This is a genomic window from Cytobacillus firmus (assembly GCF_023657595.1).
GTDB lineage: Bacteria > Bacillota > Bacilli > Bacillales > Cytobacillaceae > Cytobacillus > Cytobacillus firmus_B.
On record NZ_CP098323.1, the window covers coordinates 159682 to 181827 of the forward strand.

17 protein-coding genes, 10 tRNA genes and 3 rRNA genes are annotated in these 22146 nt (G+C 45.6%); 27 read left to right on the top strand and 3 right to left on the bottom strand.

Annotation, left to right across the window (positions count from 1 at the left end):
• Positions 1-280 precede the first annotated feature (280 nt).
• The 6 genes from proC (at position 281) to NAF01_RS00905 (ending at position 6469) form a co-directional block, all read left to right on the top strand.
• Positions 281-1123 (top strand): pyrroline-5-carboxylate reductase, encoded by an 843-nt coding sequence (proC, locus tag NAF01_RS00880; protein WP_048011501.1) that lies wholly within the window; start codon positions 281-283, stop codon positions 1121-1123.
• 35 nt (positions 1124-1158) lie between these two features.
• Positions 1159-2277, top strand: coding sequence for a glutamate 5-kinase (gene proB / locus NAF01_RS00885; RefSeq protein ID WP_433997031.1), 1119 nt, complete (start codon positions 1159-1161; stop codon positions 2275-2277).
• A gap of 19 nt (positions 2278-2296) precedes the next feature.
• Positions 2297-3565, top strand: coding sequence for a glutamate-5-semialdehyde dehydrogenase (locus tag NAF01_RS00890; RefSeq protein ID WP_250801545.1), 1269 nt, complete (start codon positions 2297-2299; stop codon positions 3563-3565).
• A 454-nt stretch (positions 3566-4019) separates the two neighbouring features.
• On the top strand, positions 4020-4463 hold the full coding sequence (locus NAF01_RS00895; protein WP_048011497.1) for a YbaK family protein: 444 nt from the start codon (positions 4020-4022) through the stop codon (positions 4461-4463).
• Positions 4464-4565: 102 nt separating this feature from the next.
• Positions 4566-5288 carry an N-acetylmuramoyl-L-alanine amidase CwlD gene (gene cwlD / locus NAF01_RS00900; RefSeq protein ID WP_135147989.1) on the top strand — a complete coding sequence of 241 codons (723 nt, stop codon included), beginning with the start codon at positions 4566-4568 and terminating at the stop codon, positions 5286-5288.
• 122 nt (positions 5289-5410) lie between these two features.
• The gene (locus NAF01_RS00905) at positions 5411-6469 is read left to right on the top strand and encodes an Mrp/NBP35 family ATP-binding protein (protein WP_250801546.1); all 1059 of its coding nucleotides are present in this window, start codon (positions 5411-5413) and stop codon (positions 6467-6469) included.
• Between the two features lie 47 nt (positions 6470-6516).
• Here the strand turns inward: NAF01_RS00905 and gerD are convergent, their stop codons facing one another.
• Complete coding sequence (gene gerD / locus NAF01_RS00910) at positions 6517-7161, bottom strand: spore germination lipoprotein GerD (protein ID WP_048011494.1); 645 nt, start codon at positions 7159-7161, stop codon at positions 6517-6519.
• A 147-nt stretch (positions 7162-7308) separates the two neighbouring features.
• Between gerD and NAF01_RS00915 the strand changes: the two genes are divergently transcribed.
• Positions 7309-7941 carry a KinB-signaling pathway activation protein gene (locus NAF01_RS00915; protein ID WP_250801547.1) on the top strand — a complete coding sequence of 211 codons (633 nt, stop codon included), beginning with the start codon at positions 7309-7311 and terminating at the stop codon, positions 7939-7941.
• Between the two features lie 15 nt (positions 7942-7956).
• On the opposite strand, the gene pdaB is transcribed toward NAF01_RS00915, so the two are convergent.
• A complete protein-coding gene (gene pdaB / locus NAF01_RS00920) occupies positions 7957-8709 on the bottom strand; it encodes a polysaccharide deacetylase family sporulation protein PdaB (protein WP_197212357.1) in 753 nt (250 codons plus the stop codon).
• 147 nt (positions 8710-8856) lie between these two features.
• On the opposite strand from pdaB, the gene NAF01_RS00925 reads away from it, so the two are divergent.
• The 15 genes from NAF01_RS00925 (at position 8857) to rocF (ending at position 16688) form a co-directional block, all read left to right on the top strand.
• Positions 8857-9087, top strand: coding sequence for a hypothetical protein (locus NAF01_RS00925; RefSeq protein WP_048011491.1), 231 nt, complete (start codon positions 8857-8859; stop codon positions 9085-9087).
• A 259-nt stretch (positions 9088-9346) separates the two neighbouring features.
• Positions 9347-10896: ribosomal RNA gene (locus tag NAF01_RS00930) — 16S ribosomal RNA — on the top strand.
• Positions 10897-11103: 207 nt separating this feature from the next.
• Positions 11104-14039, top strand: a 23S ribosomal RNA gene (locus NAF01_RS00935).
• A 128-nt stretch (positions 14040-14167) separates the two neighbouring features.
• Positions 14168-14284, top strand: a 5S ribosomal RNA gene (gene rrf / locus NAF01_RS00940).
• The 16S, 23S and 5S rRNA genes sit together here with 10 tRNA genes alongside, the layout of an rRNA operon.
• Before the next feature lie 19 nt (positions 14285-14303).
• Positions 14304-14378, top strand: a tRNA-Asn gene (locus NAF01_RS00945).
• A gap of 36 nt (positions 14379-14414) precedes the next feature.
• Positions 14415-14487: transfer RNA gene (locus NAF01_RS00950), tRNA-Thr, on the top strand.
• A gap of 27 nt (positions 14488-14514) precedes the next feature.
• Positions 14515-14589: transfer RNA gene (locus tag NAF01_RS00955), tRNA-Glu, on the top strand.
• Between the two features lie 4 nt (positions 14590-14593).
• Positions 14594-14669 (top strand) — tRNA-Val (locus NAF01_RS00960).
• Between the two features lie 5 nt (positions 14670-14674).
• Positions 14675-14750, top strand: a tRNA-Thr gene (locus tag NAF01_RS00965).
• A 16-nt stretch (positions 14751-14766) separates the two neighbouring features.
• Positions 14767-14850 (top strand) — tRNA-Tyr (locus NAF01_RS00970).
• A gap of 64 nt (positions 14851-14914) precedes the next feature.
• A tRNA-Gln gene (locus tag NAF01_RS00975) sits at positions 14915-14989 on the top strand.
• 306 nt (positions 14990-15295) lie between these two features.
• A tRNA-Lys gene (locus NAF01_RS00980) sits at positions 15296-15368 on the top strand.
• Positions 15369-15435: 67 nt separating this feature from the next.
• Positions 15436-15510 (top strand) — tRNA-Gly (locus tag NAF01_RS00985).
• Between the two features lie 3 nt (positions 15511-15513).
• Positions 15514-15589, top strand: a tRNA-Ala gene (locus NAF01_RS00990).
• Positions 15590-15782: 193 nt separating this feature from the next.
• Positions 15783-16688 (top strand): arginase, encoded by a 906-nt coding sequence (gene rocF, locus NAF01_RS00995; protein WP_048008701.1) that lies wholly within the window; start codon positions 15783-15785, stop codon positions 16686-16688.
• Between the two features lie 41 nt (positions 16689-16729).
• On the opposite strand, the gene NAF01_RS24910 is transcribed toward rocF, so the two are convergent.
• Positions 16730-16888: an aspartyl-phosphate phosphatase Spo0E family protein gene (locus NAF01_RS24910; protein ID WP_082138940.1), complete on the bottom strand. Its 159-nt coding sequence runs from the start codon at positions 16886-16888 to the stop codon at positions 16730-16732.
• A 175-nt stretch (positions 16889-17063) separates the two neighbouring features.
• Here NAF01_RS24910 and sigW point away from each other — a divergent pair, with 175 nt between their 5' ends.
• The 5 genes from sigW (at position 17064) to glmM (ending at position 21990) form a co-directional block, all read left to right on the top strand.
• Entirely contained in the window at positions 17064-17627 is a 564-nt protein-coding gene (sigW, locus tag NAF01_RS01000; protein ID WP_048008702.1) for an RNA polymerase sigma factor SigW, read from the top strand.
• A gap of 17 nt (positions 17628-17644) precedes the next feature.
• Positions 17645-18280, top strand: a complete 636-nt coding sequence (locus tag NAF01_RS01005) for an anti-sigma factor family protein (protein WP_197212815.1) — start codon at positions 17645-17647, stop codon at positions 18278-18280.
• A 186-nt stretch (positions 18281-18466) separates the two neighbouring features.
• A complete protein-coding gene (cdaA, locus tag NAF01_RS01010; protein WP_250801548.1) occupies positions 18467-19294 on the top strand; it encodes a diadenylate cyclase CdaA in 828 nt (275 codons plus the stop codon).
• Positions 19287-20606, top strand: coding sequence for a CdaR family protein (locus NAF01_RS01015; RefSeq protein WP_197212813.1), 1320 nt, complete (start codon positions 19287-19289; stop codon positions 20604-20606). Before cdaA ends, NAF01_RS01015 begins: the two co-directional genes overlap by 8 nt.
• 34 nt (positions 20607-20640) lie before the next feature.
• Positions 20641-21990 carry a phosphoglucosamine mutase gene (gene glmM / locus NAF01_RS01020; RefSeq protein ID WP_163144668.1) on the top strand — a complete coding sequence of 450 codons (1350 nt, stop codon included), beginning with the start codon at positions 20641-20643 and terminating at the stop codon, positions 21988-21990.
• Positions 21991-22146: the final 156 nt, after the last annotated feature.

Consider the following 22146-nt stretch of genomic DNA (forward strand, 5'->3'; position numbering starts at 1 on the left):
TCCCTGCAGCCCACCCAGCAAGCTGAGGCTTTATTTCGGCAGCGTTGAAAAATTGGAAATTATATTATTGCAAATATCGGGCTGAGAGAGGATTATTTACGATGAGAGAGCCTCAGCGGAGCTTAGACCGTATATGTTAGCGTTTTCATTCACTATCTCGCCCTTATCCTCCCGTCTTTCCCTAATACCCTTGAATCTGTATTTGAGCATGTTACGATAGATAACGTTGATAAAATACGAACGGATATACGAACAGTTTTTCATCTAAAGGAGGATGTCCATGTTAGCCAATAAAACAATCGCATTTTTAGGGGCAGGGTCAATGGCGGAATCTATGATCTCAGGAGTCATTACAGCTGAAAAAATGTCACCTGATCGAGTTTTTGTAACGAACAGGAGCAATGCAGACAGACTGGAAGAGATTCAAGATCAGTATGGTGTATGTGCCATACCGCAAAACGAACTTCCATTTGAGGAAATTGATTTATTTATTTTAGCCATGAAGCCAAAAGGAGCAGAAGAAGCTCTTCGTTCCATTAAAGACAAATTATATCCTGGCCAGGTGATTCTTTCCGTGTTGGCAGGAATTACAACAGAGTTCATGGAAGAGCATTTAAATCCGGGGCAGCAGGTAGTGCGTGTGATGCCGAATACTTCTAGCATGATTCAGGAATCTGCGACGGCTGTCGTGGCAGGAAAGAATACGAGCATGGCCAATGTGGAAATGGTAAAGGAATTGCTGGAATGCATGGGTGAAGTGTATACCATCGATGAAGACCAGATGGATGTTTTTACAGGATTAGCCGGAAGCGGTCCTGCTTACTTCTATTATCTGATGGAAAATATGGAGCGGGTAGGGGTGCAAAAAGGAATGGATGAAGAGACTGTCCGCAAAATTGTTGCCCAGACGATATTTGGAGCAGCTAAGATGGTGCTTGAAAAGGAAGAAACGCCAACTTCTCTAAGAGAGAAAGTGACTTCTCCTAATGGCACGACCGCCTCAGGACTGGAAGCATTAAGGAGATACAACGGGGGCGAAGCCATCACACAGGCAGTTGAGCATGCCGCCAAACGTTCGAAGGAGATCAGTGAAGAGTTGGAAGGTGCTCTTGTCACTTCCTAAGGGAAATGGATTTACAAGTTCACAGGAGGTATTGGATGTTGATGAAAGGAAAGCAGATAAAAAGAGTTGTTATTAAGATTGGAAGCAGCTCATTAACAAGCATGCACGGGGAAATCAGCCGCAGAAAGCTTGAAAAATTTGCTGAGCAAATTGTCGAGCTGAAGGATGCCGGCTATGAAACAGCAGTTGTGTCATCAGGTGCTGTTGCAGCAGGATATAGGAAGCTTGGCTGTCTTGACCGGCCTTCTTCCCTTCCGGAAAAACAGGCTGCAGCTTCAATAGGCCAGGGGCTATTAATGGAATCTTACTCAGAACTCTTTTTATCTCATGGCTACGTAGCTTCACAAATCTTGATTACCAGAAGCGATTTCTCTGATGAAAATCGCTATGGCAATATGCATAACACCATGAATGTGCTGCTGGAGCGAGGCATCATCCCGATCATAAATGAAAATGACACGGTTACAGTCGATCGCCTGCGCTTCGGAGACAATGATACTCTGGCTGCAAAAGTGGCTGGTCTGATTGATGCAGATTTACTGATTATTTTATCTGACATTGACGGCCTCTATGACAGCAACCCGAATGATAATCCTCATGCGACTCATCTGGAGAGGGTTCACAGCATTACACCTGAAATCGAAGCGGCTGCAGGAGGATCTGGCAGTGCTGTAGGAACAGGGGGCATGAAGTCAAAAATCCAGGCAGTAAAAATTGCAATGGCTGCAGGGATTGACTCCTTTTTAGGAAAAGCAGGAACGGAAAATATTTTAATGGAAGCTGTGGAAAACAGAGCGAGAGGCACCTACTTCACGCCGGAGCCGGATGCATTTAATCTGGATAATGAAAAGCAGTGGATTGCGTTCCACTCAGGTCCTGAAGGAAAGGTGACCATTAATTCCCATGGGATAGAAGCCATTGTGGATCATCAGGAAAATCTTTACCGCTCTGATATTCAGGAAGTCAAAGGGCGGTTTAAGGATGGAGCGGTCGTCCGCATTTTGGATGAAGAGGGAAAAGAAATCGGCCTCGGCCGCATTAACTATTCAAACGATCAGTTAAGCGCCCATACAGCAGATGAAGAGCTTGAACCGGCCATAGCTCAGGAAACGTTTGTATGCTCACGCGACTTTAAGCTGCCGGCACTTGTTTAAACTTTTTAGGAGGGATTCAATGACTACTGCATCAGCAGTAAAGATAAATAATGTAGAAGAACAGGCAATAAAGGCAAAAAGGGCTGCCAAAACGTTAAGTGTTTTAACAACGGAAGAAAAGAACGAAGCACTCTATATAGTTGCAGAGGCATTGGAAACCGGATATGAATCGATACTTGCAGCTAATAGGGCCGATCTTGAAAATGGCAGGGAGAAAGGATTCGAAGAGGCATATATGGATCGCCTGTCATTATCGAAGGAGCGGGTTTATGAATTTGCAGACGGCCTTCGCCAGGTAGCTGAACTTCCCGACCCGATTGGAGATGTTATGTCGGGCTGGACTTTGGATAATGGGCTGAAGGTGGAAGAGGTCCGTGTTCCGCTTGGTGTCATCGGCATGATTTATGAAGCAAGACCTAATGTAACTGCCGATGCGGCTGGTCTTGCGCTGAAATCAGGAAATGCCATTGTCTTAAAAGGCGGGTCATCAGCACTGAATTCGAATCAGACTATCGTCGAGATTATACATGAAGCTCTTGAAAAAACAAAGATACCTAAAGATGCTGTCCAATTCATTGCCACTGCAGACAGAGAAGCGACAAAGCAGCTGTTCACCATGAAAGAGCATATTGATGTCTTAATTCCGAGAGGCGGCGCATCCCTCATAAATGCTGTAGTTGAGAATGCGACAGTGCCTGTACTCGAAACAGGAGTTGGAAACTGCCATATCTATGTTGATAAAGAAGCAGATCCGGAAAGAGCGATCAATATCCTCATTAATGCCAAAACTGACCGTCCCGCAGTCTGTAATGCAGCAGAAACGCTGATTGTTCATGAAGCATGGCTGGATCAGCATAAAGAATTGCTTGCAGAAGCTCTGAAGAAGCACGGGATTACTGTACATGGTGATGAGGCTGCAGCAGCTGTATTGCCTGATGTTATGCCAGCCGGAGAGAGTGATTGGGCGAATGAATATTTAAGCCTGGACTTAGCTGTGAAAATAGTGAATAGTCTTGAACAGGCCATCGATCATATTGATCAATACGGCACCAAGCATTCTGAGGCTATTATTACCGAAAATGGGGTAACAGCCAAAAAGTTCATGCAGCTGACAGATGCTGCGGCGCTGTATCATAATGCGTCCACGAGATTCACGGATGGAGGCGCTCTTGGCTTTGGAGCGGAAATCGGCATTTCCACACAAAAATTCCATGCGAGAGGACCGATGGGTCTGCCTGCATTAACAACACGCAAATATCTCATGTCCGGAAATGGGCAGATTCGATAAGTTTTTTTACAAAGCATCAGCTCCGGCTGGTGCTTTTCTAAAAAATAAATTAATCCTGAAGTTAGATAACTGTCTAGCTCCAGGCGCCATTGGCTCTCGGGTCTAAGGCGTTCCCTTCCAGAAGGAAAGAACACCATCTTACAGGGACCGTCTTATGCTAGTCGTCCCTGGGCAGTCGCCTCCACATTTCGTTCAATCCGTCTAAAAGGTAAAGAACAACCTTTCAGCCGGCTTGTCTTATGCTTGAGGCCCGCAGGACAAGGAAGGCTTCGTTAGTATAAACATCGCACGACCAAACGCGGCAGCTTTTGGGAGGACGTGGCGGTATTAGTCTGTGTTCCTTTATAAGCGGGCGCCTTCGGCTTTTCTGATAAAAAATTGGCAGCCCAATTGCGGCTGCTTTTTGCATTTCTCTCCCGCTGCAGATAAAGACTATCTACAAGGGGTGAGAAACGTGACTGTCATAACGACGTTCAAAGAGAAAAAAAGAGAAAAACAGATCAAATATGAAAAATCAGTCCTTCGGGAAATTTCGATAAAAGCATTAAAAGAAAAAGTACAGCAATTTTTTGGTTCTTCCAGATTTGTCTCCGGTCTGATGATGAATGCCGGAATTGAGGAGGCCTGCTATGATGTAGCGATTGAAGCCTATTTGCTGGGGGCAAACTACAGCCGTTTTGGGCGATATGGCGAATCGCTGGATCAGGTCCGTTATAGATGTGAAAAAGAGTATAAGCATTTAGTGGATACACTATATAACTTTTTCCTTTATTGGGGTCATGGTTCGGAAGCTGTTATGAGTGAATCCCTTTATTATATGTGCGAGCAATACGTAAACAGCTGGTGGTCGGAAGGATTCAATAAAGGGGAGAGAAGGCATAAATTGCGTCTCCACTGAAAAGTGATTTTGATCAGACTGCTGTCCTTATCGAAGTTCTAGATCTCCGCCTTGTCCCATATATTGAAATGAGGATAAGCAGGAGGGGACTGATTAGGGCGTATGAAGAAGAAATTAAAAATAGGCGGGTTTGCGATCGGGCTTATCGTCCTTTTTCTTATTTTGCAATATGACTTTACGGATGATGATTCCTGGGAATCGTGGAATCTGCCTTTAACAGGTAAGATCATCTTGCTTGATCCCGGACATGGCGGCCCGGATGGCGGGGCAGGTGACGAAGGGGCACTCGAGAAAGATATTGCGCTGGAAGTATCTTTAAAAGTAAGGGATTACCTCCAGGAGCAGGGAGCGCTTGTGCTCATGACGAGGGAGGACGACAGGGACCTCGCACCAGAGGGAACGAGGGGATACAGCCGGAGAAAAGTAGAAGACCTGAAGAAACGGCTTGAAATGATAAATACGTCTAATTCTGATTTTTATGTCAGCATCCACTTAAATTCGATTCCCTCTCCCCGATGGAGCGGTGCGCAGACTTTCTATGCGCCCGGGATAAAGGAAAATGCCAAAGCTGCGAAATTCATACAGGATGAACTCCGCCGCAACCTGGAAAATACGAAGCGAAATTCCAAGCCTTTAAACAATGTATTCATCTTAAAATACGCCAAAAAGCCGGGTGTCTTAGTAGAAGTGGGATTCTTATCAAACCCGGGGGAACGGGCAAACCTGAAAACGGATGAATATCAGGATAAAATCGCTGCCTCCATCTATAATGGAATTATGCGCTACTATACCAATGAAAAAGAATTGACTGAAACATGGGAATGAAAAGGTGCTGAGAAAGTGCCTTTTCTTTTTTGAATATTTTTCCGGTGTGATACAATTAACTGTAAAGAATTTTCAATATGTTATACTGAAATGGAAACGAATTCAAAAGGCGGGTGCAATGTATGTTAACTGAACAGAAAGTCAGAGAAGCTTTGAGCGGCTTGAAGGAACCATTTATACATAGAACATTGGGCGAACTTAACGCCATTGAAGAAATTAAAATCAAGGAAGAAAAGAATCATGTCAGCGTTAAGATTCAAGTTGCCAAGACAGGTACAGCTGAACAGCTTCAGCTTCAGACGGAAGTCGTCAATCTTTTAAAAGAAGCAGGGGCGGCGACCGTCGGCATCCGCTTCAGCGAGCTTCCGGATGAAGTGCTTTCACAATATAGAGAGGCAGCGGCGGAAGAGGACAAAGGCCTGCTTTCTCCTGGTAATAAGACGGAATTCATTGCCATTGCCAGCGGAAAAGGCGGAGTCGGCAAATCCACTGTTTCGGTCAACCTGGCTGTATCCCTGGCAAGGCTGGGCAAAAAAGTTGGACTGATCGATGCTGACATTTATGGATTCAGCGTTCCGGATATGATGGGCATTACAAAGCGCCCTGTGGTCAGGGGAGAACGAATTCTGCCGGTTGAACGTTTTGGCGTTAAAGTGATTTCAATGGGATTCTTTGTGGAAGATAATGCGCCGATTATCTGGAGAGGGCCAATGCTTGGCAAAATGCTGAACAGCTTCTTCAATGAAGTTGAGTGGGGTGAATTAGACTACCTTCTTCTTGATTTGCCTCCGGGAACAGGAGATGTTGCCCTGGATGTGCACACTATGCTTCCTTCCTGCAAGGAAATTGTTGTGACAACTCCACATCCTACCGCCGCATTTGTTGCTGCCAGAGCTGGTGCAATGGCACTTCGCACAGAGCATGAAATCTTGGGTGTTATCGAGAACATGGCCTACTTCGAAAGTCAATTGACTGGAGAAAGAGAGCACGTATTTGGCCAAGGCGGCGGTGAAAAGCTAGCTGATGAACTGCGGACAGAAGTGCTGGGCCAGCTTCCTCTACAGCAGCCTGACTGGAATGAGGAAGATTTTGCTCCGTCCATTTATGATGAAGACCATAAGCTTGGTCAAATCTATACGGATATTGCCCGTAAAGTTATCCAAACAATTGAAAGCAAATAATGAAAAAAGCCTCTTCCAAAATGGAAGAGGTTTTCTTCTTATAGGGGTTATGCTCCGCCGCCCTGGCCGCCACCGCCGCCGCCTTGGTCTTCACCCTGGCCGCCGCCTTCACCCCCGCTTTCTTGTCCGCCCTGCTCACCGCCGCTTTTCGTTTCCGCTGCTGCTTTCAGAAGGATGTCCTGAATTTTTGCTTTAAAGAGCGGGCTTTCAAATGTCTCAGTCATTACTTTCTGAATGTGCTCCCGATATTCCTTGCTTTTAAGGACATCTGTAACTTCTTTTTCAAGCTCGGGATCTTTAAGTACTTCTATCATCATTCCCCGGTATTCAGGGTCTTTCATAAGGTCTTTTAAAAGCTGCTCATTTTCCTTTTGCATACTTTTTGCCATGCTTTCGGCAAACTTTGGATCGTCAAAGGACTTCTTCCAAAACTCTGTGCCTTTATCGGAAGTTAAGGTCTTTTCAATGGTCTCACTTACAACCTTTTGGTCCATGACCATCTTTTGCTGCATTTTTTCATCAGCCATCAATTCTTCGAGTGCTTTTTTTCCTTCATCTGTCTTTAATATATCTACAACCATTTTTTTAGTTTGCTCATAATCCATTTGGCCGGCGCCAGATTCCCCTTGGCCGCAGCCTGATACGAAAAACACTAGCGCTAATGGAAGGAGCAAACGGAATGTTTTTTTCATGGTGAAGCTCCTTTCAGAGGTGTCCTTACCTTTAGAATGAAGATTTTCAGCAAATATTATGCGCTGGAATTACAATGCCTAGATTTTTCAAACTTTGGTTGGTACAATCAATAAGAATGAATTTATTTATTATGGGGGAAAAATAAATTGACTAGCCGTAATTGGGTAAAGCTTTTTATAACAACTCTTTTAGTCGGAGGAATAACGACGGGAGTTGTCGGGTTTATTGTGCGCTGGGATGAATTTGCACCTATTTTTACTGACTTCGATTTCCTGGAGATTCTGTCAGTATTGTTCTGGCTTATCGGTGTAGGATTAATCTTCAGTATTATTAGCCAAATGGGCTTTTTTGCTTATTTGACAGTACACCGCTTTGGATTGGGGATTTTCAAAGGATTATGGAATCCTATTCAAATTGTCCTTATTTTATTTGCTTTATTTGACTTGGTTTATTTCCGCTATAAGGCTTTTGCCGGTGCGGGAGACAGCATGCTTCCTTATGTTGGCGTTGCAGCAGTCCTTCTTATAGTCGCTCTTGTGGTCGCAGCAATTAAAACCAAACAGACCAACCAGCATGCCTTTATTCCTGCAGTCTTCTTCATGGTGGTCGTAACCGCCATCGAGTGGGTGCCGGTACTAAGGGTAAACGAAGAAAGCTGGCTATATCTAATGCTGATCCCGTTATTAGTCTGCAACACCTATCAGCTGCTTATTCTTCATAAGCTGAATGAAGATTCTCAAAAGCAAAGAAGCCATATAGCTAAAAAGCCATCCAAATAACGGATGGCTTTTGTTTTATTTAATTTCATTTGTCTTTGTCTCGGCATTCGCAATCATTTCTGAGACGGAAACAAAGCTGAGCCCCTTGGACTCTACATCATTTAAAATGAGCGGAAGAGCCTTGGCTGTTTGCTTGGCAGAATCAGATGCATGCAATAGTACAATATCTCCTTTTTTGGCTTTTGATACGTTCTCTGCAATCCTTTCAACACCCGGATTCGTCCAATCCTTTGAATCGACGCTCCAATGGACAACGGTATAACCCATCCGGTCAGCAACCTTTAAGGTTTTCTGATCAAAATGCCCTGTTGGGGCGCGTACAAGCTTAATGTCTTTAACATTCAGTTTTCTAAATGCCTCCTGCGCCTTTGCAAGGTCCCTTCTGATTTTATCCTCTTCAAGCTCTGTATAATCTTCATAGCCATAGCCCAGAATTCCGATTTCATAGCCTTCTTTCACAATCCTTGAAACTAAATCCGGATGGCGCTCCGCCCAGGAACCGGCCAGGAAAAAGGTCGCAGATTTAACATTCTCTTTTTTAAGGATATCCAATATGGGCTCTGCTTTAACATCCCCCCATCCTATATTAAAGGTGAGGGCAATATCCTTTTCCCCTTTGTATATCGCCTTAGGCCCGTCTTTGGCTGAAAAAGCAGGCAAGTGGACAAAACTCTGCATGAAGAGGAACCATGCTGTGAAAAATGCTGCAATGACAACCAGTGAAATTTGTTTTAAAGACTTACCATTCAATACGTAAAAAAAGTTCATTATCGTTCACCTCGTCCGATACCTTCCTAGTCTCATACCTATGCTGAACTTGTCTCTTCCATGTATAAAAAAATTTATTCATAAAAAAACTTAATTGGAAAAATACTACAAAAAAACAAATTGAAAAATGTATTGGAGGCAATCAAAATGATGGGAATGCTTTTAAGCCAAAAAGAGCTAAAAGAAATGGAGTATCTGATCAAGCGGGAAATGGACGAAATATTATTTGATTTAAAAGATGACAGAATCGACCACATTGTCAAAAGAGCGATGGAGGAACGATACAAAATTTTATTTTCCTTATTTCAGCGTATGGCTACGCCAGCAGATTGCCTGAAATACATGCGTTCCCGCCAGCATCATGAAAAGAAGGGGTGATTTTTTTTGGGGTGTGAAGAAAAAACTCAGAAAGGTTGTTGACTTCTTATTGGTATCTTGGTATATTAATAAACGTCGCTGATGACGGAAAGCATCAATAAAAACAACTTAAAAAAAGTTGTTGACGTCGAAGTTGGCATGTGATATATTAAGAAAGTCGCTTCTGAGCGGCGGATTGATCTTTGAAAACTGAACGAACAAAACGTCAACGTTTAAATCATTAGTCTTTTTCGAAAAGACAAACGAGCTAATCAACTCTTATATGGAGAGTTTGATCCTGGCTCAGGACGAACGCTGGCGGCGTGCCTAATACATGCAAGTCGAGCGGACGGATGGGAGCTTGCTCCCTGAAGTCAGCGGCGGACGGGTGAGTAACACGTGGGCAACCTGCCTGTAAGACTGGGATAACTCCGGGAAACCGGGGCTAATACCGGATAACTCTTTTCCTCACATGAGGAAAAGCTGAAAGATGGTTTCGGCTATCACTTACAGATGGGCCCGCGGCGCATTAGCTAGTTGGTGAGGTAACGGCTCACCAAGGCCACGATGCGTAGCCGACCTGAGAGGGTGATCGGCCACACTGGGACTGAGACACGGCCCAGACTCCTACGGGAGGCAGCAGTAGGGAATCTTCCGCAATGGACGAAAGTCTGACGGAGCAACGCCGCGTGAGTGATGAAGGTTTTCGGATCGTAAAACTCTGTTGTCAGGGAAGAACAAGTACCGGAGTAACTGCCGGTACCTTGACGGTACCTGACCAGAAAGCCACGGCTAACTACGTGCCAGCAGCCGCGGTAATACGTAGGTGGCAAGCGTTGTCCGGAATTATTGGGCGTAAAGCGCGCGCAGGCGGTTCCTTAAGTCTGATGTGAAAGCCCCCGGCTCAACCGGGGAGGGTCATTGGAAACTGGGGAACTTGAGTGCAGAAGAGAAGAGTGGAATTCCACGTGTAGCGGTGAAATGCGTAGAGATGTGGAGGAACACCAGTGGCGAAGGCGACTCTTTGGTCTGTAACTGACGCTGAGGCGCGAAAGCGTGGGGAGCAAACAGGATTAGATACCCTGGTAGTCCACGCCGTAAACGATGAGTGCTAAGTGTTAGAGGGTTTCCGCCCTTTAGTGCTGCAGCAAACGCATTAAGCACTCCGCCTGGGGAGTACGGCCGCAAGGCTGAAACTCAAAGGAATTGACGGGGGCCCGCACAAGCGGTGGAGCATGTGGTTTAATTCGAAGCAACGCGAAGAACCTTACCAGGTCTTGACATCTCCTGACAACCCTAGAGATAGGGCGTTCCCCTTCGGGGGACAGGATGACAGGTGGTGCATGGTTGTCGTCAGCTCGTGTCGTGAGATGTTGGGTTAAGTCCCGCAACGAGCGCAACCCTTGATCTTAGTTGCCAGCATTCAGTTGGGCACTCTAAGGTGACTGCCGGTGACAAACCGGAGGAAGGTGGGGATGACGTCAAATCATCATGCCCCTTATGACCTGGGCTACACACGTGCTACAATGGATGGTACAAAGGGCTGCAAGACCGCGAGGTTAAGCGAATCCCATAAAACCATTCTCAGTTCGGATTGCAGGCTGCAACTCGCCTGCATGAAGCCGGAATCGCTAGTAATCGCGGATCAGCATGCCGCGGTGAATACGTTCCCGGGCCTTGTACACACCGCCCGTCACACCACGAGAGTTTGTAACACCCGAAGTCGGTGGGGTAACCTTTTGGAGCCAGCCGCCTAAGGTGGGACAGATGATTGGGGTGAAGTCGTAACAAGGTAGCCGTATCGGAAGGTGCGGCTGGATCACCTCCTTTCTAAGGAATATTTACAAGAAACGTGACGTTCTTTGTTCGTTCAGTTTTGAGAGTTCAATCTCTCAATGAAAGATTCGTTCTTTGAAAACTAGATAATGATTATGAAGAAGCAATAACCGAGTAATCGCCATTTTAGTGAATTCTCTCTATGTTAAATAGAGTTAAAAACCTTTGATCTTGTTCATCTTCGATGAACCTGTCAAATACGGTTAAGTTAGAAAGGGCGCACGGTGAATGCCTTGGCACTAGGAGCCGATGAAGGACGGTACTAACACCGATATGCTTCGGGGAGCTGTAAGTAAGCTTTGATCCGGAGATTTCCGAATGGGGAAACCCCCTATCCGTAATGGGATAGGATCCTTATCTGAATACATAGGATATGGAAGGCAGACCCGGGGAACTGAAACATCTAAGTACCCGGAGGAAGAGAAAGCAAACGCGATTCCCTGAGTAGCGGCGAGCGAAACGGGATTAGCCCAAACCAGGAGGCTTGCCTCCTGGGGTTGTAGGACACTCTATACGGAGTTACAAAGGAACGAGGTAAATGAACAGGTCTGGAAAGGCCGGCCAGAGAAGGTAAAAGCCCTGTAGTTGAAACTTCGTTCCCTCCAGAGTGGATCCTGAGTACGGCGGGACACGAGAAATCCCGTCGGAAGCAGGGAGGACCATCTCCCAAGGCTAAATACTCCCTAGTGACCGATAGTGAACCAGTACCGTGAGGGAAAGGTGAAAAGCACCCCGGAAGGGGAGTGAAAGAGATCCTGAAACCGTGTGCCTACAAGTAGTTAGAGCCCGTTAATGGGTGATAGCGTGCCTTTTGTAGAATGAACCGGCGAGTTACGATTACATGCGAGGTTAAGTTGATAAGACGGAGCCGCAGCGAAAGCGAGTCTGAACAGGGCGAATGAGTATGTGGTCGTAGACCCGAAACCAGGTGATCTACCCATGTCCAGGGTGAAGTCCAGGTAACACTGGATGGAGGCCCGAACCCACGCACGTTGAAAAGTGCGGGGATGAGGTGTGGGTAGCGGAGAAATTCCAATCGAACTTGGAGATAGCTGGTTCTCTCCGAAATAGCTTTAGGGCTAGCCTCATGTAGTAAGAGTCTTGGAGGTAGAGCACTGTTTGGACTAGGGGCCCCCATCGGGTTACCGAATTCAGACAAACTCCGAATGCCAAAGACTTATCCATGGGAGTCAGACTGCGAGTGATAAGATCCGTAGTCAAGAGGGAAACAGCCCAGACCACCAGCTAAGGTCCCAAAGTATACGTTAAGTGGAAAAGGATGTGGAGTTGCTTAGACAACCAGGATGTTGGCTTAGAAGCAGCCACCATTTAAAGAGTGCGTAATAGCTCACTGGTCGAGTGACTCCGCGCCGAAAATGTACCGGGGCTAAACGTATCACCGAAGCTGTGGATTGACATCTTCCGATGTCAGTGGTAGGAGAGCGTTCTAAGGGCGTTGAAGCCAGACCGCAAGGACTGGTGGAGCGCTTAGAAGTGAGAATGCCGGTATGAGTAGCGAAAGATGGGTGAGAATCCCATCCACCGAATGCCTAAGGTTTCCTGAGGAAGGCTCGTCCGCTCAGGGTTAGTCGGGACCTAAGCCGAGGCTGAAAAGCGTAGGCGATGGACAACAGGTTGATATTCCTGTACCACCTCTTTACCGTTTGAGCAATGGGGGGACGCAGGAGGATAGGGTAAGCGCGCTGCTGGATTAGCGCGTCCAAGCAGTTAGGCCGGTAACGAGGCAAATCCCGTTACCATACAGGCTGAGCTGTGACGGCGAGGGAAATTTAGTACCGAAGTTCCTGATTCCACACTGCCAAGAAAAGCCTCTAGCGAGGGAAAAGGTGCCCGTACCGCAAACCGACACAGGTAGGCGAGGAGAGAATCCTAAGGTGAGCGAGAGAACTCTCGTTAAGGAACTCGGCAAAATGACCCCGTAACTTCGGGAGAAGGGGTGCTCATTAGGGTGAATAGCCCTGATGAGCCGCAGTGAATAGGCCCAGGCGACTGTTTAGCAAAAACACAGGTCTCTGCGAAGCCGCAAGGCGAAGTATAGGGGCTGACGCCTGCCCGGTGCTGGAAGGTTAAGAGGAGAGGTTAGCGCAAGCGAAGCTTTGAATCGAAGCCCCAGTAAACGGCGGCCGTAACTATAACGGTCCTAAGGTAGCGAAATTCCTTGTCGGGTAAGTTCCGACCCGCACGAAAGGCGTAACGATCTGGGCACTGTCTCAACGAGAGACTCGGTGAAATTATAGTACCTGTGAAGATGCAGGTTACCCGCGACAGGACGGAAAGACCCCGTGGAGCTTTACTGTAGCCTGATATTGAATTTTGGTACAGCTTGTACAGGATAGGTAGGAGCCTGAGAAGCCGGAGCGCCAGCTTCGGTGGAGGCGTCGGTGGGATACTACCCTGGCTGTATTGAAATTCTAACCCGCGCCCCTGATCGGGGCGGGAGACAGTGTCAGGTGGGCAGTTTGACTGGGGCGGTCGCCTCCTAAAAAGTAACGGAGGCGCCCAAAGGTTCCCTCAGAATGGTTGGAAATCATTCGCAGAGTGTAAAGGCACAAGGGAGCTTGACTGCGAGACCTACAAGTCGAGCAGGGACGAAAGTCGGGCTTAGTGATCCGGTGGTTCCGCATGGAAGGGCCATCGCTCAACGGATAAAAGCTACCCCGGGGATAACAGGCTTATCTCCCCCAAGAGTCCACATCGACGGGGAGGTTTGGCACCTCGATGTCGGCTCATCGCATCCTGGGGCTGTAGTCGGTCCCAAGGGTTGGGCTGTTCGCCCATTAAAGCGGTACGCGAGCTGGGTTCAGAACGTCGTGAGACAGTTCGGTCCCTATCCGTCGTGGGCGCAGGAAATTTGAGAGGAGCTGTCCTTAGTACGAGAGGACCGGGATGGACGCACCGCTGGTGTACCAGTTGTCTTGCCAAAGGCATCGCTGGGTAGCTATGTGCGGAAGGGATAAGTGCTGAAAGCATCTAAGCATGAAGCCCCCCTCGAGATGAGATTTCCCATAGCGTCAAGCTAGTAAGATCCCTGAAAGATGATCAGGTTGATAGGTCAGAGGTGGAAGCGTGGCGACATGTGGAGCTGACTGATACTAATCGATCGAGGACTTAACCAAGTCAAATATGGTTATTACTCGGCAAATTCTTCTTCATACATTATCTAGTTTTGAGGGAACGAAAATGAAATTTCCTCTTGAAAAAAACTTCAAAAGAAAGTATAATCATACTTGTCTTTTGAAAATAGTCTGGTGGCGATAGCGAGAAGGTCACACCCGTTCCCATACCGAACACGGAAGTTAAGCTTCTCAGCGCCGATGGTAGTTAGGGGCTGTCCCCTTGTGAGAGTAGGACGTTGCCAGGCTGTTTTATAATACCACTTTTCCGCAGTAGCTCAGTGGTAGAGCATTCGGCTGTTAACCGAACGGTCGCAGGTTCGAATCCTGCCTGCGGAGCCATTTTCATAAAGCCCCTTATGGGAATTATGATCTGCTGCTTCCATAGCTCAGCAGGTAGAGCACTTCCATGGTAAGGAAGAGGTCACCGGTTCGAGCCCGGTTGGAAGCTCTCTTAATGTAGACAACTAGAATACTAGGCCCCTTGGTCAAGCGGTTAAGACACCGCCCTTTCACGGCGGTAACACGGGTTCGAATCCCGTAGGGGTCACCATAATGGAGGATTAGCTCAGCTGGGAGAGCATCTGCCTTACAAGCAGAGGGTCGGCGGTTCGATCCCGTCATCCTCCACCATATTTGCCGGTGTAGCTCAATTGGTAGAGCAACTGACTTGTAATCAGTAGGTTGGGGGTTCAAGTCCTCTCGCCGGCACCATCTGTTTTTCGTAGATGGAGGGGTAGCGAAGTGGCTAAACGCGGCGGACTGTAAATCCGCTCCTTCGGGTTCGGCAGTTCGAATCTGCCCCCCTCCACCACTTATACTTAATAAAAACACAAAAACTGGACAAGCTATGAATGTCCTTTTTATTTTGTAATTATTGGGCTATAGCCAAGCGGTAAGGCACCGGACTTTGACTCCGTCACTCGCAGGTTCGAATCCTGCTAGCCCAGCCATTTTTGCTTTTATAGTATGAGCCATTAGCTCAGTCGGTAGAGGATTTTAAAAGATTGCAGCATCGAAGCATTACATCCCTGAATGGCAAACTTTTAAAATCTGCGACAAAGACCAAAGGGCTTTGAAGCACATCTGCAATTGAAGTTTAGGCAACAGAATCATATTACGAGCCATTAGCTCAGTCGGTAGAGCAGATTGCAGCATCAGTGAGTCACTTCACCCGAATAGCAATCTGTGACAAAACACGCAGTGTTTTGGAACATCTGACTCAGCAGATTCAAACTTTAGGAAACATAACTCATTACGAGCCATTAGCTCAGTCGGTAGAGCATCTGACTTTTAATCAGAGGGTCGAAGGTTCGAGTCCTTCATGGCTCACTTTATAGAAAAACGCAGACCTTGGGAATCGAGTCCTGAAGGTCTTACTTGTAAATACAAATATGCTGCGGAAGTAGTTCAGTGGTAGAACATCACCTTGCCAAGGTGGGGGTCGCGGGTTCGAATCCCGTCTTCCGCTCCAAATGGGGCCTTAGCTCAGCTGGGAGAGCGCCTGCTTTGCACGCAGGAGGTCAGCGGTTCGATCCCGCTAGGCTCCACCAATATACATAATACGTCAATCCTTAAACCGCACTGGTTTAAGGATTTTTTGTTTCATAAATATCAGATCAGCATCTGAAAAATTAGGACTTCCTTCCCCTAAACCCGCATATATATACACGATTTTGTCGAGTTGAGTCATGTGTTTGAAAGCGGTTAAAATATAGATATGAAGGGAAAGGGAGGACTTGTATTATGAATAGACAGAAATTATCGATAATTGGGATGCCGATGGATCTTGGCCAGATGAGACGCGGTGTGGATATGGGGCCAAGTGCGATTCGTTATGCCGGAGTGAATGAACGTTTAAAATGTTTATTTGAAGAAATCCATGATCAGGGCGATATTGCTATCGGCCGCCCGGAGGTCCAAATCGATCCAAATTCAAATCTTCGAAACTTGCACCTTATTGCTGAAAAAACGGAAATGCTTGCAGAAAAAGTTGATCACGCAATAAAAGGCGGTTCTTTTCCATTAGTGCTCGGCGGCGACCATAGCATCGCGATTGGAACCTTGGCAGGGGTATCGAAGCACTATTCGAATCTTGGGGTAATCTGGTATGATGCCCATGGGGATTTAAATACAGCTGAGACATCACCTTCAGGAAACATACATGGCATGCCGCTTGCTGTAAGCCTGGGTATGGGCCATCCGCTTTTAACCAATGTAGGGGGATATGGTCCAAAGGTAAAGCCGGAGAATATTGTCATTATTGGGGCAAGGTCATTGGATGAAGGAGAACGGGAGCTTATTAAGGAAAAAGGCATTAAAGTGTATACCATGCATGAAATTGACCGTCTTGGAATGACAAAGGTTATGGAAGAATCTATTACATATTTAAAAGAAAGAAATACAGATGGTGTTCATCTGTCTCTTGATTTGGATGGGCTGGATCCGCATGATGCACCGGGTGTCGGAACTCCGGTAATTGGCGGCATCAGCTACCGTGAAAGCCACTTGGCCATGGAGATGCTTGCAGAAGCACAAATCATTACATCAGCTGAATTTGTAGAGGTTAATCCCATTTTGGATGACAAGAACAAAACAGCTACTGTCGCAGTCGCACTTATGGGTTCACTATTTGGCGAAAAGCTTCTATAATAAAGGAAAATAAAAATGAGCAGAACATAGACAAGTTCTGCTCATTTTTTTGCTGTGAGTGTATAATATTTATTTAGAAGTTCATCGAGTTTTATGCTGGTATCAACTACCATGTGATCTGTAAAAGATCCGGAAGCTGCTAATTGAATCATTCTTGTCCGGCAATCCTCAATATCTCTCAATAATTCCTTAACACACACCGTAACCAACCCTTTTCGATAAATTTAGTACTTTTATACCCTAAAAGAAAAAAATTAAACCAGAATAAGTAAAAATTTGTTAATATAGAAATTGAATGTTTTTTTAATTAAAACGAAACCTTTTCCGCTATCGATTCGTATTATCGATTAGCCGCACTGGAGCGGAGGTAAAAAAATGGAGACAATCGTAAAGAAGAGGATAAAGCAAGTATTAAAAGGCGACCAGGATGCTTATGCTGAAGTTGTTGAAATATACAAAGATAAAGTTTTTCAGATTTGCTACAGAATGCTGGGAAACAGGCATGAGGCGGAGGATATCGCTCAAGAGGCCTTCTTAAGAGCTTATGTAAATATTGCCAGCTTTAATATTGACTTGAAGTTTTCCACATGGCTCTATCGGATTGCCACTAACCTTTGTATAGACAGAATCAGAAAAAAGAAGCCTGATTATTATCTGGATGCAGAGGTCGCCGGAACGGATGGACTGAACATGTATTCTCAAATCGCTTCAGATGCGAGACTGCCGGAGGAAGATGTAGAAAGCCTGGAACTGCAGGAAACAATCCAAAGAGAAATATCGAAGCTTCCTGAGAAATATCGTTCGGTTATTGTTTTAAAATATATTGAAGAATTATCGCTGAACGAGATCAGTGAAACGCTCGATCTTCCATTGGGAACCGTAAAGACCCGGATTCACCGGGGTCGGGAAGCTCTTAGAAATCAATTAAGATATGTTTAATAAAGAGGGTGAGAACTTTGAAATGTCCAGCAGAAATGGTTGTTTATATGCACGAGTACCTAGATGAAGAGATCTCAGCCGAACATGAGAAGGAATTAAGGGCACATCTGCAAAACTGCGGGGAGTGTCAAACTCATTTCCATGAACTAAAGAAAACGATCGCTTTGGTCCAAAGCACTTCACATATACAGGCACCTGAAAATTTCACGGCAAATGTTATGGCGAAATTGCCAAAAGAAAAGCGGAAGGTAGGGGTTCAGCGCTGGTTCAGGCATCATCCGCTTTTAACTGCGGCGTCACTCTTTCTTGTTCTGATGGTGGGAAGCGTCGCATCTTCGTGGGGTCAGGATCACCAATTATCCGTTTCTAAGCAGCCGAACCTTGTGGTGCAAAACGATAAGGTGATTGTACCTGAAGGTGAAGTGGTAAAAGGCGATGTAGTGGTTAAGAACGGCGACTTGGAAATTAAGGGCGAGGTCGAGGGGAATGTTACAGTCATCAATGGCCAGCAGTATATGGCTTCCGCAGGCAAGGTCACTGGAGAAATCGAAGAGGTTGATGCCATATTCGAATGGCTGTGGTATCACATCAAAACGGCTGCTAAGGATGCTGTAAATGTCTTTGGAACAGGAGAAACAGATAAAGAAAAGTAGTCAATAGTATAGAGAATCCCTGCTATAAAGCAGGGATTCTTAGTATGCAAATGACAATGCTGAATTTTCCAGATGGCATATGCTGTTTCAAAATTGGAATTAGCGATGAATATGATATAATATGAAAGTTACATATAGGAACTTTAGGCATTTTTGCTTTTGAAATATATATTTGGAGGAAGGATAATGTCGTTTGCGGATTTCTCAATTTTGAAATTGTTGGCTAATACAATAGACATTCTCCTTGTCTGGTACGTCATCTATAAACTCATAATGATTGTTAAAGGAACAAAGGCTGTCCAATTGCTGAAGGGGATTTTTGTCATTATCCTGGTTAAAGTAGCAAGCGACAAGTTCCATCTGCAAACATTAGGGTGGATGATGGAGCAAGTGCTTTTATGGGGATTTCTGGCCATCATAATCATTTTCCAGCCGGAGCTGCGAAGAGCACTGGAGCAATTGGGAAGAGGAAGATTCTTCTCAAGGACGGCTAATCAGGAGGAAGAAAATCAGGAGAAACTGGTCGAATCTATTGCGAAGGCCGTAGATTATATGGCTAAACGGCGCATTGGCGCGCTTATTTCAGTTGAGCGGGAAACAGGTTTGAACGATTATATTGAAACCGGTATTGGGCTGGATTCCAAAATTTCATCTGAGCTCCTGATTAATATATTTATACCAAATACACCGCTGCATGATGGAGCCGTTATTATTCAAAAAAATTGTGTGGCGGCAGCTGCCTGTTATCTGCCTCTGTCAGAAAGTCCTTTCATCTCAAAAGAACTCGGCACCAGACATAGGGCAGCTTTAGGCATTAGTGAAGTAACTGACAGCATAACCATTATCGTTTCAGAGGAAACAGGAAGTGTTTCCTTAACCAAAAACGGGGAGCTGCACCGTGACTTAAAAGCTGAGGCTTTTAAAGATATGCTTTCAATTGAATTGCTTGCTCAGCAGAAAATAAAGCAGACTTCTTCAGGTCTTTGGAACTGGAGGGGGAAAAAGAATGGATAAGTTAATTGATAAAATGGTAGACACCCGCTGGTTTATGAAAATTGTTGCCTTGATTCTTGCCCTTTTTCTTTTTGACTCTGTGTATGATGCAGATAAGGAATTAAAGGAAATAAATGTTCCTGGCCAGCAGGATTCAGCCATTATTGAAGATGTCCCGGTGAAAAGCTATTATGATACGGAAAACCTGGTCGTAACCGGTACGCCGGACACAGTTGACTTGAGTCTGGAGGGCCCAAAAAGCCATCTTGAGTCAGCGAAAAAACAGCAGAACTTTGAAGTATATATAGATTTGACGAATGCAGAAATTGGCTCGCAAAGAGTAGAAATTAAGATTCGTGATATCTCAGATAAACTGGATGTGACCATTAATCCTCAATATGCAGATGTGACCGTCCATGAAAAAGTCACCCAGGAATTTAAAGTGGATGCAGAATTTAATAATAGCCTTCTTGGTGAGGGCTATACGGCTGAAGCTGCATCTGCAGAACCAAAGACGGTTAAAATCACGGGAGCCAAAGAAGTAATCGAGCGGATTAGTTTTGTTAAAGCAACTCTTGATGTCAAGGGTCCTATAACCGAGACAATCGCTAATGATGCAACAGTCAGGGTATTGGATCGTGAGATGAATAAGCTTGATGTCATTGTGGAGCCTCAGGTAATTCGGGTAACAGTTCCCGTTAAGCAGTTAAGCAAGACGGTGCCTGTTACGATTGTCCGGAACGGGGAACCGCAAGATGGGGTAACCATTAATTCGATTAAGCTTGATGTTAATGAGGCTTCTATAACGGGCCGGGAAGATATATTGAATGAGACTGAAAGCGTCAGGGTAGAGGTAGATGTCAGCAAGATTGAGAAAGATACTGTGCTTACCCTGCCGGTTATTATCCCGGATGGCATTTCAGCAGTAGATCCTAAAACAGTGAAGGCGTCAGTTGATGTCAGCACTGAAGAGAGTGCAGGCAAAGAAGAAGAAGAGGAAAGTACAGAGGAGCCTGCCGAAGAAACACAGGCACAGGATCAAGAGGTAACCAAGACCTTTTCAAGCCTTGCCATTAACTTAGAAGGCTTATCCGAAGAATATGAAGCGGTCCTTAAAAATCCTGCTTCCGGAAGGACAAGTATTACGGTTACCGGGAATAGCAGCACAGTTCAGGATCTCAAAGCGGACGATTTTAATCTGTATTTGAGCCTGGCAGACCTTGGAGAAGGTGACCATGAGGTGCCAATCAATGTAGACGGCCCTTCAGGTGTGGATATAAAGCCTGCTGCAGGTAAAGCGACGATAACGATTACACAAAAAGAAGAAGCTTAATACAGTTTTTAAAGTTAGAAGGAGCGATTATAAAATGGGTAAATATTTCGGTACAGATGGAGTACGCGGAGTTGCAAATAGTGAATTGACACCGGAGCTGGCCTTTAAGCTGGGCCGTTTTGGAGGTTATGTATTAACGAAAGACCATGATCGTCCGAAAGTATTAATCGGCCGGGATACCCGTATTTCAGGCCATATGCTGGAAGGCGCACTTGTAGCAGGGCTATTATCAATTGGAGCAGAAGTTATGCGCCTTGGAGTCATTTCAACGCCTGGTGTTGCGTATTTAACAAAAGCATTGGGGGCAGAGGCTGGAGTCATGATTTCTGCTTCTCATAATCCGGTTGAAGATAACGGAATCAAGTTCTTTGGCCCGGATGGGTTCAAGCTGTCCGATGATCAGGAAGCGGAGATTGAGGGATTAATGGATATGGCAGAAGATCAGCTTCCAAGACCGGTCGGAGGAAGCCTGGGGCAGGTAAATGATTACTTTGAAGGCGGCCAGAAATATCTTCAATACTTAAAGCAGACAGTTGATGAAGATTTCTCCGGCATTCACATTGCACTTGATTGTGCACATGGAGCTACTTCGCCGCTTGCAACGCACTTATTCGCTGACCTTGATGCAGATCTATCCATGATGGGAGCATCTCCTAATGGTTTAAATATCAATGCAGGAGTTGGATCAACTCATCCTGAGGCCCTATCTGCCTTCGTAAAGGAAAGAGAAGCAGATGTCGGTTTGGCATTTGATGGAGACGGAGACCGTTTGATTGCCATTGATGAAAATGGCGATATTGTGGATGGCGACCAAATCATGTATATTTGCGGAAAGTACATGAAAGAACAGGGGAGACTTAAGCAGAACACAGTCGTTTCTACTGTCATGAGCAATCTTGGCTTCTATAAAGGGCTGGAAGCCAACGGAGTCGAAAGTGTGCAGACAGCTGTAGGCGACCGCTATGTTGTAGAAGAAATGAAGAAGAATGGCTACAACCTTGGCGGAGAACAGTCAGGTCATATTATTTTCCTGGACTACATCACAACGGGAGATGGACTTTTAACAGGGCTTCAGCTTGTGAACATTATGAAGGTAACTAAAAAGCCATTATCTGAGCTTGCAAACGAAATGAAGAAATTCCCGCAAAAGCTTGTGAATATCCGTGTAACAGACAAGCACCATGTGACAGACAATGAAAAAGTGAAAGAAGTCATTGCACAGGTTGAAGAAGAAATGAACGGAAACGGCCGCATTCTTGTCCGTCCTTCCGGAACAGAACCGCTGGTCCGCGTCATGGCAGAAGCGCCAACAGGTGAACTATGTGCTTCATATGTAGAGCGCATTGCTGCTGTTGTTGAGAGTGAAATGGGATTAAAAGAGTAAAAAGCACAATTCATATGCATAAGGGAACTCCTAAGCTCCCTTATGCATATTTTTATATATGGCAGCTTCCATTTTTCTATATGGATATTTGTTGACGGAAGTCTGACTTTGATGTATGATAGTCCTGTTTTTGTATTTAAGAATACAGGACATCTT